The sequence below is a fragment of the Sulfurimonas sp. genome (assembly GCF_041583195.1).
GTDB lineage: Bacteria > Campylobacterota > Campylobacteria > Campylobacterales > Sulfurimonadaceae > Sulfurimonas.
In genome coordinates this window covers 77234-89655 of the sequence record NZ_JBFHGL010000005.1, presented here as the reverse complement: position 1 = coordinate 89655, position 12422 = coordinate 77234, and the positions used below count along the sequence as shown (strand labels likewise).

13 protein-coding genes and 1 tRNA gene are annotated in these 12422 nt (G+C 33.8%); 9 read left to right on the top strand and 5 right to left on the bottom strand.

From position 1 onward, the window contains the following. Positions 1-5 precede the first annotated feature (5 nt). Positions 6-413: a YqaA family protein gene (locus ABZA65_RS06345; RefSeq protein ID WP_373071817.1), complete on the top strand. Its 408-nt coding sequence runs from the start codon at positions 6-8 to the stop codon at positions 411-413. On the opposite strand, the gene ABZA65_RS06340 is transcribed toward ABZA65_RS06345, so the two are convergent. Then, positions 398-733: a J domain-containing protein gene (locus tag ABZA65_RS06340; RefSeq protein ID WP_373071815.1), complete on the bottom strand. Its 336-nt coding sequence runs from the start codon at positions 731-733 to the stop codon at positions 398-400. The two genes, ABZA65_RS06345 and ABZA65_RS06340, sit on opposite strands and share 16 nt — an antisense overlap. A gap of 49 nt (positions 734-782) precedes the next feature. On the opposite strand from ABZA65_RS06340, the gene ABZA65_RS06335 reads away from it, so the two are divergent. From ABZA65_RS06335 to ABZA65_RS06320, 4 genes are read left to right on the top strand one after another with little or no spacing between them, the layout of a single operon-like run. After that, positions 783-2357 (top strand): FAD-dependent oxidoreductase, encoded by a 1575-nt coding sequence (locus ABZA65_RS06335; RefSeq protein WP_373071814.1) that lies wholly within the window; start codon positions 783-785, stop codon positions 2355-2357. Beyond that, entirely contained in the window at positions 2354-3040 is a 687-nt protein-coding gene (locus ABZA65_RS06330; protein ID WP_373071813.1) for a succinate dehydrogenase/fumarate reductase iron-sulfur subunit, read from the top strand. The genes ABZA65_RS06335 and ABZA65_RS06330 overlap by 4 nt, the downstream gene beginning before the upstream one ends. A gap of 57 nt (positions 3041-3097) precedes the next feature. Further along, a complete protein-coding gene (locus tag ABZA65_RS06325; protein WP_373071811.1) occupies positions 3098-3595 on the top strand; it encodes a YajQ family cyclic di-GMP-binding protein in 498 nt (165 codons plus the stop codon). Between the two features lie 13 nt (positions 3596-3608). Further along, positions 3609-4250, top strand: a complete 642-nt coding sequence (locus ABZA65_RS06320) for a DNA-binding protein (RefSeq protein WP_373071809.1) — start codon at positions 3609-3611, stop codon at positions 4248-4250. 6 nt (positions 4251-4256) lie between these two features. Here the strand turns inward: ABZA65_RS06320 and ABZA65_RS06315 are convergent, their stop codons facing one another. Next, complete coding sequence (locus ABZA65_RS06315; protein WP_373071807.1) at positions 4257-6182, bottom strand: DUF1538 domain-containing protein; 1926 nt, start codon at positions 6180-6182, stop codon at positions 4257-4259. Positions 6183-6302: 120 nt separating this feature from the next. Between ABZA65_RS06315 and ABZA65_RS06310 the strand changes: the two genes are divergently transcribed. The 3 genes from ABZA65_RS06310 to ABZA65_RS06300 all read left to right on the top strand — a co-directional run bounded on the left by ABZA65_RS06310 (position 6303) and on the right by ABZA65_RS06300 (position 7271). After that, positions 6303-6614 (top strand): hypothetical protein, encoded by a 312-nt coding sequence (locus ABZA65_RS06310; protein WP_373071806.1) that lies wholly within the window; start codon positions 6303-6305, stop codon positions 6612-6614. A gap of 70 nt (positions 6615-6684) precedes the next feature. Further along, positions 6685-6772 (top strand) — tRNA-Ser (locus ABZA65_RS06305). Positions 6773-6839: 67 nt separating this feature from the next. Further along, positions 6840-7271, top strand: coding sequence for a hypothetical protein (locus tag ABZA65_RS06300; protein WP_373071804.1), 432 nt, complete (start codon positions 6840-6842; stop codon positions 7269-7271). On the opposite strand, the gene ABZA65_RS06295 is transcribed toward ABZA65_RS06300, so the two are convergent. From ABZA65_RS06295 to ABZA65_RS06285, 3 genes are read right to left on the bottom strand one after another with little or no spacing between them, the layout of a single operon-like run. Next, entirely contained in the window at positions 7260-9623 is a 2364-nt protein-coding gene (locus ABZA65_RS06295) for an RND family transporter (RefSeq protein ID WP_373071802.1), read from the bottom strand. The two genes, ABZA65_RS06300 and ABZA65_RS06295, sit on opposite strands and share 12 nt — an antisense overlap. Next, a complete protein-coding gene (locus ABZA65_RS06290) occupies positions 9620-10204 on the bottom strand; it encodes an ABC transporter substrate-binding protein (protein WP_373071800.1) in 585 nt (194 codons plus the stop codon). Before ABZA65_RS06290 ends, ABZA65_RS06295 begins: the two co-directional genes overlap by 4 nt. A 2-nt stretch (positions 10205-10206) precedes the next feature. Continuing rightward, on the bottom strand, positions 10207-10953 hold the full coding sequence (locus tag ABZA65_RS06285) for a VacJ family lipoprotein (protein WP_373071798.1): 747 nt from the start codon (positions 10951-10953) through the stop codon (positions 10207-10209). A gap of 89 nt (positions 10954-11042) precedes the next feature. Between ABZA65_RS06285 and ABZA65_RS06280 the strand changes: the two genes are divergently transcribed. Continuing rightward, complete coding sequence (locus tag ABZA65_RS06280) at positions 11043-12419, top strand: diguanylate cyclase (RefSeq protein WP_373071796.1); 1377 nt, start codon at positions 11043-11045, stop codon at positions 12417-12419. The last annotated feature ends 3 nt before the right edge of the window (positions 12420-12422 follow it).

The following is a 12422-nucleotide window of genomic DNA, read 5'->3' as shown; positions in this document are numbered from 1 at the left end:
CAAATATGCCAGAAGTAGCACTTTTTATTTCAGCATTTCTGGCAGCTACCATCTTTCCTTTCTCTTCCGAGATAGCTTTTGTAACTGCGATCGCAAACGATATGCCAAAGTCTACAGCTATTATTGTAGCTTCAATAGGAAATGTTTTAGCAATTATAGTTAACTACTGGTTTGGATACTGGCTTTATGAGAAAACTCATGAAAGACTAGAGAAAAGTAAAGTAGGCAAAAACTCTTTGGAATATGGAAAAAAATACGGCTATCCGATACTGCTTTTTTCATGGTTGCCTGTTATTGGTGATCCTCTAACGTTAGTTGCAGGTGTTTTAAGACTGAACTTTTTAGTATTTTTAATAATTGCAGGTACTTTGAGAGTTGCTCGCTACGTGGCTATAGCTTATTTTGCTATGTGATTTGAATTGGAATCATCATCAACTGAAAAGGGACGCTGATTTCCAAACTCCTCTTTTGTAAAACGGAATCTAAAATTATCTACGTACTCCATAAGAATTTTGTACGCTTTATTTATCTCTTGAAACTTTTCGGTTGAACCATCTGGCATATCAGGATGAAATTCACGAGAGAGCTTTTGATAACGCTTTTTTATACCGTCTTTTGTTTCAACACCGATAAGACCAAGTGTCTCAACAGCTTGCTGAAATTCTTTATAAGTGATGCTAAAAATATTAAATCCCTTAATTTTACTCTTTATATTATACTCTAAATATCTCAAAGGAAAGTTTCTTGTATAATTCGTGATAGCTAAATAAGGAAACTATAATATGAAAAATAAAGTTTTAGTTGTTGGTGCCGGTGGAGCAGGATTAGTTGCTGCAATCAATGCACACGATAATGGTAGTGACGTTACCATTTTGACAAAAGATTATCCAACTAGAAGCCAGACATCTATGGCTCAGGGTGGAATTAATGCGGTTTTAAAACACTCAGAAAACGATTCTGTTGAAGAACACATTGCAAATACATTAAAGTCTGCTGCAGGTATTGCAAATGAAGATGAAGTTACAAAAATGTGTAGTGAGGCTCCAAATGCACTGGAGTGGCTAGATAATATCGGCGTTCAGTTCTCACGTACTAGTGATGGAAAAATAGCTCATCGTCGTCTTGGTGGTGCTACAGGTGACAGAGCCTGCTATGCCCAAGACTATACAGGACTTAAAATACTTCATACACTTTACGATCAAGTTTTAAAACGCGGTATTGAGATAAAGAACGACATGTTTCTGTTAGATATACTAACTACGGAGAATAAGGTTAGTGGTGTTAGTGTTTTAAACAAACGCAACGGTGAGATTGAGATCTATGAAGCACCTGCCGTAATTCTAGCAACGGGTGGATATGCGCGTATTTACGATAAGCACTCGACAAATGCAGTAGGTACAAGTGGTGATGGTTTGGCTGCTGCAATTAGAGCAGGGGCTAGAGTTAGTGATATGGAGTTTGTACAGTTTCATCCAACAGCTCTTAAAAACTCATCTATTTTAATATCTGAATCTGCCCGCGGTGCAGGTGGATATCTTTTAAACTCAAAGGGAGAGCGTTTTGTTGATGAACTTCTTCCACGTGACAAGGTAGCACTTGCTATACATGAAGAGATAGCAAAGGGTGAGGATATATTTTTAGATATTCGTCATCTAGGTGAGGAGTTTATTGATCATGAACTACCTCAAGAGAGAAAACTTGCAAAACTTTATGAGAATGTTGATCCAGTAAATGATCTTATCCCCATTAAACCTGTAGCACATTATACTATGGGTGGAATAGAGGTCTCTAAAGATTCTCAAACAATAGTTAGCGGTTTGTTTGCATGTGGTGAGTGTGCAAATCATAGAGTTCACGGAGCAAACCGTTTAGGCGGAAATTCGCTGCTAGAGTTAGTTGTATTTGGTAAAGAAGCTGGTATTAGTGCATCTAAGTTTGCCCAAAATACAGATGATATAAAAGCTGCTAGTTTAGATTCAAATATACTTGATGAAATAAGCGAGTATACAAATGAGATAGATTTTTATGAGTTAAGAGAATCTATGGGGAATATGTTTTATAAAAATGTAGGTATCTCAAGGGACAAAGAAGCACTACAAGAGAGTTTAAATACTGTAAAAGAGTATCTCTCTAAATTACCTTTAATGGGTGTACAAGATAAATCTAAGATCTATAACACTAACCTAATTGAGTTTTTAGAATTTAAAAATATGCTGGAGCTGAGCCGTCTTGTATTAAAAGGTGCACTTGATAGAGAAGAGAGTCGTGGAGCACACTTTAGAAGTGACTATCCTGTCATAGATGAAGCATATAGCAAACATACAATAGTAGATATAAATGGAGTTGTAGCATCATGAAGATAAAAATACAAAGAGAAGAATTGGTAGAGTATGATGTGGCTAGCCAAGAGGGTTCAACACTTTTAGAAGTTCTCAACTTTATTAAAACAAAAGTAGATCCGACTCTTACATACAGTAGTGGATGCAGAAGTAGTGTATGTGGTTCTTGTGCAATGCGTGCTAATGAAAAAGAAGTTCTTGCATGTACATACAAACCTCAAGACGGTGATGTTATAGAACCTCTTAAAAATGTACCACTTATCCGTGATCTTGTTGTAGATATGGACAAAGCTTTAGAATTTAACGCTAAGAGTAAAGCATGGTTAAACTCATGTGATACTACACCTGATGTTAGTGAAGAAGCAGAAAAACTAAACGAAGTTCAGAGTGACTGTATACTTTGTGGTTCATGTTATAGTGCTTGTCCTGTTTATGCAGTAAATAGTGAATTTAAAGGACCGTTCTCACTTACACGTGTTTATAAGTATGTTAGTGATGTTAGGGATGCCGATGTGAAAGAGAAGATCGACACTGTACAATCTACAGGTATTTGGGATTGTACACTGTGTAATGAATGTACAATGGTTTGTCCACAAGATATTTCAAGCAAAGCCGACATCGAAAAACTTAGAATGAAATCTTCTCAATACGGATATATGGATCCAAACTTTGGTAATTTTGGCGGAGGACTCAGTTTTTAGAACTAACAAGTTTTTAGTTGTGTTATAATTATCCAAACAGTTATAAGGGATTATTGTATGGCGAAGGAACACTCGTTTGATATAACGGCAAAAATAGATTTGCAAAATTTTAAAAATGCTATCAATTTAGTAGACAGGGAAGTAGCAAACAGATACGACTTTAAAGGTACTACATACGAAGTTACTTTTAAAGAAAAAGAGAAAGCTTTAATACTTGTTGCTTCAAGTGATAATAAACTAGATGCACTAAAAGACATTGTAATATCAAAGTTTTTAAAACAGGGGCTTAGCTCAAAAGTTTTAGATGAACTTAGAGTTGAAGATGCATCTGGTGGTACAAGAAAGGCTACTTTTAAAGTTGTAGATTATATAGAGTCTAAAGAAGCCAAAAAAATAACAGCCGATATTAAAAAGTTAAAACTCAAAGTTACTGCTCAAATAGAGGGTGACAGCATTAGAGTCAAGGGTAAAAATCTTGATGATCTGCAGAAAGTTATGAGAGAGATTCGGTCAGGCGAGTGGGAAGCTCCACTAACATTTGAAAATATGAGATAATAGGAAGATTATCATGAAAAAGATGAGTGTAGCTGATGCAGCTGAGTTTTTCGGAGTTTCTAAAGAGGCGATTCATAATAGAATAAGACGCGGTTCACTAGCAAGTGAAATGGTAGGCGGACAAAAATATGTAAATGTAGATGAGAAATCTTCAAGCGCTTCAAAGTCTAAAAAAACTTCACCCTCAAAACCAAACAGCCCTGATACAAAGTATTATGAATTTTTAGAAGAACAAAACTCAAAACTTCAACAAAAAGTTGAAAAACTTGAAGATGAAACTCGTTCTTTACGTGATCAAAAAGAGCAAATGCTTATAGAAGAGCGTGAGAAGATAGAGAGCATCTATAAAGAAAAAGATGAACAGTTAAAAAACATAATTAACATGATCTCCTCAAACTTGATGTTAGAGTCAAAACCTGAAATACAAGATAGTGTTGATGCCGAGATCGAAACACTAGAAGTTCACAGTGAACCTATCATAGAAGAAAACTGGGTCTCTTTAAAAGAGTTTTTAAAATCAAGCGGATACAAAAAAGAAAAACGTAAAAAGATAGAAAAAGAGTTTTTTAAAAAAGCTAAAAAGGGTGATGAGTCAATACTTATAAAAAAAGACAAGTGTTATATAGACCCTGAAAGATTTGCATACAGTCTATAGCTTTTGCTATAGATCTGCAAGTTTGAGTGTTAAACCTTTTAAATGCGTAATAGGGTATGAATATGCAATACCTTCTCCACTTCCCGTAATATCTAGATCTTTCATAACTTTTTTGATAATAGTATCTACATTTCTCGTCGGTGTTATAAACATTAAGTTAGAATCAGTAGCTTCAGAGTGTAAGCGATTATAAAAGTTATCCATCTCATCAAGTCCCATTCCATGAGCCTGCATTATTGTTACACCGCGAGCACCGGCTTCTTTTGCAGCCAGTACAGCTTCATCTTCTCTATCATGAGGGACAATAACGTGTACGGCAGAGAACTGCATAGAGTAAGAGTGGCGTTTGTCCGTACCTTGAATATTTACGGTTGATAGACCCATATCTTCTGCATGTTCGAGTGCATGACGAAGCTCTTCCATATGAAGTTCTTCTTTTTCCTGTTCACCTTTGACACCGATTTTCTCAGTTATAACACCATAACTCATAACTGTTAGCATAGGAAAAAGTGAAGCAAAGGCAATAAGTCCAAAACCATCTATTAGAGGATCACGTCCAGGTATATTTGTCGCTAGACCTAAACCAAGAGCAGCAACTAGTGGAACTGTAACTGTTGAAGTTGTAACCCCGCCACTGTCATATGCAATAGGTATTATGTATTTTGGAGCAATAAAAGTTAAAACAATAACAAATATATAACCCACAGAGATATAATAAACAATGTCACCTCCGTGAACAATTCTAAATGAACCAAGAGCTATACCGATAGCAACTCCTAATGCTACGAACATACGTAGTACGAAGTCGTTGATCTTTCCATCAGATATTTGTTGAGCTTTTTTTGCAATAGCTGTTAGTGACGGCTCCGCCATAGTGGTTGAAAAACCTATAGCAAATGCAAAAGAGTAGATTATTACATGTGAATCATTCTCTGTAAGTTGCAATGCCATCATTTCACCAAGAGAGAAAAGACCCATCTCTAAACCGACAATAAATGCGTCAAGACCAATAATAACTAAACCAAAGCCTATAACTACATTTCTAAAGTTCTCAATAGGCTTTTTAAGCACAATGTATTGAAAGAATAGAATAACTAAAAGAATAGGTGCTACATCCCCTATAACACCCATAATCCCTTTTAATATGTTTACAACAGATAAGTTATAAACAGCAGATGTCTCAGCTACATGAGTAGCTACTTGTTTTACACTCTCTGTAGCTTCTACATATTCGTATACGAAGATACCGTAAAACTGAACGAAGATCATTGGAGTTAAAGATGCAAAAGCTATCAGTCCAAAACCATCAAGTACAGGATTGCGCCCCTTTATTGTAGATGCTAAACCGATACCAAGTGCTGCAACAAGAGGTACTGTTACTGTTGAAGTTGTCACACCACCGAGATCAAATGCAAGACCGACTATTTCGTGTGGAGAGACCGTAGTAGATGCTACAACAAGGATATATCCGGCTATTATATAATAGTGAATAGGATGACCTTTTATAATCCTCCATACACCAAGAACTATAGCAAAACCAACAGATAAGGCTACTACAGTACGGAGAGTATTGGCATCTATACGACCACTACTTATAGCTGCTGCTTTATCTGCAATAACAACAAGTGCAGGTTCTGCTATAGTAGTACCAAAACCTATCATAAAGGCAAAAAGGATGATCCATATAGTGGAGCCTTTATGTGCAAAATCTCTTGCTAAGCCTTCCCCAACCGGGAATATTCCAACTTCTAGTCCAAGTAAAAATACAGCTAGACCTACACCGACTATGGTTAGACCTATAGTAGTACTTAGCCAGTTATCTGGTACTGTTTGGATTATTGCCAATTGAAAAAATAATATAACCAGTATAATAGGTAATAGATCTCTAAAAGACTCTTTTAGGAGTTTTAAAAAAGATGTAAAGTTTAACAAACCATCTCTCCCCATTTATTTTTTTCGTATGATATCTAAAAGAGACAAAAAAAAGATTTAAAGGCAATTGTGAAATAAGGTGTTATAATGCTTATATAAATTTATTTTAAAGGATTCGTTATGAAAAGTTTTAAACTAATTGCAGTAGCAATGTTGTTTAGTTCAATGGGTTTATATGCTGCAAATTATGGTAGTATGAGTACAGATGAATTACTAGAACTTAGAGGGACGCCTAAGACTCAACAAGAGCGAAATGAACTTCACTATGAACTTCAAAATCGTTATAAATCAATGAATCAGGAACAAAAAGAACGTTTCAATACTAGACCAGGAAAAGGTATGGGACAAGGTCAAGGTATGCAAAAAGGCATGGGTCAAGGTATGAAGAAAGGTATGGGGCAAGGTCAAGGTATGGGCAAAGGTAGAATGTAAAAAATTCTGCCACCCACTTTTTTAAGTCGTTTTTGGGCTATATAACTGTAAAATTCGCTTTCACTACAGTGGACAGTTGGCCGAGTGGTCGAAGGCGCTCGCCTGGAACGCGAGTATAGGGCAACCTATCGAGGGTTCGAATCCCTCATTGTCCACCATTAATTTTCAATATACCTCAATAGAATTAGATATAATGCCGATATAAAAACAAAAGGCAACATACATATGGAAGCTAGTATATTAATAGAAGCAATAGCAGGTTTAGTTGTAATACTAGGGTTATTAATCTTTATAATGCTAAAACCAAAAGTTGATTTAACAACTAAAAAAGAGTATGTTACTCCATCAGAACCGAAAAAGAAAACAGATTTAGACTCAATCAGACATGTTATTAGAAACCGTACTTCGACAAAGGAAGAACTTGCCGAAGCTGTAGATATGGTTTTGAAATATCACAAAAATATTCCAGAAAAGCTAGGGGTTAGAATTAACCCTAAATTTGATGCATACATGGAAATATTTGTTACTCTATGCAGACACAAAAATGCTACTAAAGATATGATCTTGAAATTAGACAAAGAACTTGTTAAAAATAATCCTGACTATAAATCGGAGATAAACGATTCAATAACTAAAGGTTTAAACTCAAGAAGATAAACCTTTAAAGGCATGAAATCTTATAACAAGCCTTGGAAGTAGAAGAAGATCCGTAGCAAGTGCTACAAGCATAGCCACAACCGTTAAAAGCCCGAAATATATAGTCGGAGTAAACGGGGATAACACCAATACCAAGAAACCTATAGATATTGCGAGTGAAGTATATGTCATAGCATGACCAATGCTTGTATGTGATGTCTGCATAGCTTCTATATAATTTCCCAGTTTTGAATATTCATTTCTATATCTATAAAGGTAGTGAATGGTGTCATCTACCGCAATACCTATACTAATAGAAGCGATAGTGATCGTCATTATGTCAAGCGGTATATTAAACCAGCCCATAAAACCAAATACTATACCGATAGGGATTATATTTGCAATAATAGCTACAAGTCCTATTCTAAATGATCTAAATAAAGCCCAAAACATGAAGAATAAAAATACAACCATTATGCTTAATGTCACTATTTGAGAATTAAATAGGCTCTGAAGCATATTGTTGTATAAAAGCATTAGCCCTGATAGGTGAATATGTTCTTTTTTAATTCCTAGTTTTTCGTGAAGTTCATGTTTTATTTTCTTTAAAAGTTCATCTCTTCTAAGTTCAGGGTTAGAATCAACTATGCGTATATTAAAGCGTACTTGATTATCTTCAATACTAAGATATGGTTTTAAAACCTGTTTTTTTAAATCTTCTGGGAATTCATTATATAGTAGACCAAGCTCAAAATTACCTAATTCTTTATTTTCATTTATGCTTTTACCCACTCTTAAAACAGTCCCGAAAGAAAGAACCTTCCCAAGTTCCGGAATAGACTCCAAATATGCATGGACCTTTTCTATTTTTTGCATCTTGGTTGATGTAAACCAGTATTGATTCTCTTGTTCCCCACTGCTAAACTCATCTTCAAATTCATCAAGTGAATCGTCATATGAACCCATATTATTACTTGAGTCTTCTTGAGGAGTATCTTCAATAAGATCTATTGTTACATCTAGAGGTGTAGTTCCTCCGAGTTTTTGATCAATTATACTCATCCCTTGGTATATCTCGGTAGATGATTTAAAGTAATTTATAAAGCTATTTTCAACTATAAGTTTTGATGCACCGCTAATACTAAAAACTACCATTAAAATAGACATTACATATATTGCAACATAGTGTTTTTGAACCATGTTTGAGAGAAGCTGTGTAATAGCATATTTTTTTTCAAAAGTTATATTTGGTTTTGATGGTTTTAGATACATCATTATAGAGCCAAACATTGCATATGTAAGAAAGAATGATAATACCAAACTTGTACTCATCATCCAGCCAAGATTTATAACTGGTAAAATTCCTGAAAAGACTAGTGATGAAAAACCTGCTATTGTAGTTAAAATAGCAAAGAATGTAGGTTGTGCCATAGATGATACGGTTGCTAGAACTAAATCTTTTTGAATCAGCTCGTTCTCTTTTGAAGCAAGTTCTCTATACCTTACAACTAGGTGAATAACAATAGATGTTGTAAGTATGAGTTGAAAAGATATAAAGTTTGAAGATACAACCGTAACTTCCCATCCAAAAAAACCTAACACACCTGTAGAAGCGACAATAGATGCAAAAAGAATACTTAATGGAATAAGTACCCATTTGATCTCTTTAAAAACTATATATAGAATTACAATTAATAGAACAAGAACAATTGAACCATACTCTTTGAGATCACTTTTAACATAGGTGATCATATCATCGGCTATCATATTTGCTCCGCCTAGGAACATTTTTGCATCAGCTTTATATTTTTGCATAACAGCACGTACTTCTAGTATTGTTTTATGATTGATCTCTTTAGAAGTGTTGTCTTTTAAATTGATCATTATTGAAGTTGTTTTAAAGTCCCTGCTTACAAAGTTTTCAACATATAAAGGGTTGTTTAAAAGCTCATGTTTAACAGCTTTTTTATCTACACCTTTGTCGTTTAAAGTTACTGCACCGTTTGCAAGTTCTGCAAAAGATAGGTTTGATGATTGAAGTAGAGGGATATTTAGTATTGTATTTACAGAGTCAACAAGCGGAATTTTTTCTAGATCCGATGATATATTTCTGATATTGTTAAGGGTTATATCATCTAGTAAAGCTGTTTCTGGTGTGTAAGCTATTAAAAGAAAGTCTAGTGTTTTGTATCTTTTATAAACTTCTCTGGAGTATGCGAGATCTTTATCATTTTCCAAAAGCAGTGTTTTAGCAGATGCATCAATTTTTAGATTGAATGCTTCATAAGCTAAAAAAGATATAAATAGAGATACAAAAATAAGTATATATTTAGGATATCCTAGGATAATTTTTTCGTAAAGATTCTTTATCATGCTTGTGTTTTAAGTTTTATTAACAACTCATTAAAAGTGTGTTCACTTAGATAACTGCTAAATTGTGCACGGTAACTTTTTAGTATGCTCACATTAGCGATCTCTAAATCATAGATCAGCCATTTGTTCTGTTTTGTTTTGTAAAACTTATATACAACCGAAGTTGAACTCTCTTTAGAATCAACTGAAGCATTAACGGTGATACGGTTTTTTTTGCTTTGTTTTACATCTTTTATTGTCGAAGTTGAACCCTTTAACAGATCAAGTTTATCAAGATAAAAGTTTTTGATATAAGTTTCAAATATCTCAGTAAACTCTTTATATTCCTCTTGAGAGATTGATTTTTTTATATTTTTTTCTAATGACAATCTTGCCATAAGTTCAAAGTCAAAAAGGTGTATAACCTCTTTTATTATTTTATCTCTACGCATTTGAGAATCATTTTTCTCATCGTTTAAAATGTTAAAAAAGTTTTTAGAAATCACACTCATTTTATCGTGCAACAGCTTTTCATCACTGCTTTGTGCGTTTAGATAAAGAGGTAAAAAAATTCCAATTAAAAAACTTAAAACTACTTTCACAACTATTCCCCTATTAGTTTATTTCTATTTTGTTCATATGCATCACGTATAAACGGATATAGATCGATTGCATCTTTTGTAAAATCCTCATAACTAATCTCACTGAGTGAATAGTCGTTGAGCAATTTAAAAGATCTTATACCTATATATGTCCCGTATGATACCATATCATCATCTATATCTGAAGTGTACCAGTATATAGGATCAGCATAAGCATCAACAAAAAGACTACCAAAGTCTCTTAAGTTTGATTGACCAAGAAATGGAATAACAATTGGAAAACCTGAACCAACACCGTAATGTCCAAGCGTTTGCCCAAAATCTTCTTTATGTGGTTTGATATCAAACCATTCATCTGCTACATCAAAAAGCCCCAAAAGTCCTAAAGTTGAGTTTGTTATAAAACGCAACGTTTCATTACCTGAGTGTTTAAACTTTAGCTGTAATAGATTGTTACATAAACTTATTGGATAATACAGATTATTAAAAAAGTTATCTATAGATTTTCTAGCAGGTCGTGGCACAACATATTTATACCCATCTATTACCGGCTGAAAAACATTGATCATAACGACATCATTAAAATCTGTCATAACTCTGTTGTACCCGTATAGAGGATCAAAGACCTCTCCCTCTTTCTCTTCGGCTACCAGTTCTTGTTCAAACTCATTTTCAAAACTGTCTTCAAAATCTTCACTAGCATAAACGTTAAATGTTAAAATTAATACAAAAGATATAAATATTTTCATCATGAAATTATACACTAAGTTTGTTAAATTTATTTTTTGTATATAAATGGTAAAATATTGTAATTAGGATGATAAAGGGGTGTAACTGAATGAATAAAAAGATAGTCGAATTAAAAGAGTTTGCTGATTTTTTAAGAATTAATAGAAACAATATTATTGATAAATGGGTAGTTTGTGAATCAGTTGAGACTATTTTTGTAAGACACTCTATGAAGCTTTCAGATACAGACAGAAAGGTGTTTTATGATTTTTTAGATTGTTTTATAAGCGTTATGCAATGGAAGCTAACTATTGCGGAATGTCCTATAAAAATGCAGTTTTTAAAAATATTAAGTGATAACTCTTTTACCAACTTTGAACTGTTTGAACTTTTTATAGCCCTTAAAAACGCAATATCAGATGTTTTTTACGAACATCAGTTTTTGTCTTTCGGTTTACAAAAAGATTTAGAATCAGTATCTATAAATATAGCCAAAGATCTTTCAGACGTATATACCCAGATTCAAAAAGATGAGATCAATTTCAAAGATGAACACTCTAACCTTCTAAACGAGTATAAAAAAGCTGTTGATCTTAGTAATATTGTGTCAAAGTCAAATACAAAAGGGATAATCACATATGCAAACGATAAGTTCTGTGAGATAAGCGGTTATTCAAAGGCTGAACTTATAGGAAAACCTCACTCTATAGTTCGCCACCCTATGATGCCAAGTAGTGTATTTAAAGAGCTATGGGACACCATAAAAAGTAAAAGGGCTTGGCACGGTGTCGTTACAAATATGCGTAAAGACGGAAGAAAATATGTTGTTGATTCTACTATCATCCCTATTCTTGATGTTGATGGGGATATTGTTGAATATATTGCAATTCGTCACGACGTTACAGAATTTGAAGAAACAAAAGATCAGCTTAGTACATTGAATATGGCTATGAAAAATAGAATTGACGAGCTATATAATATGACTACGTCTTTAGAAGAAGAAGCATCAATTGATAGCTTAACTGGTGCGTTTAATCGTACAAAATTTGAGAAATTTTTTGATTTAGAGATAGAAAAAGCTCAGGTTAGTAAAAATGTTCTTTCTATAATTATGCTTGATATTGATCACTTTAAATCAATTAATGATAATTTTGGACATCATGTAGGCGATGAAGTTTTAAAAGGAATCGTTGAATTAATTACAAAAAATTTAAAAAGAGTTGATATTTTTGCCAGATGGGGTGGTGAAGAGTTCGTAGCTCTTCTTCCTGGTACTAACTTGGAAAATGCTACAAAACTTGCTGAAAACCTCAGAATAAAAATTGAGCAAGAGAGCTTTTCAACTGCAGGAAAAATTACTTCAAGTTTTGGTGTTGGAGAATATCAAGACAAAGAAAGCAAAACAGATATGTTCAACAGGGTAGATAGACTTTTATATGAAGCAAAAAGAAAAGGCAGAAACAGAGTTATGTCTTGTGCATCTTAAAAT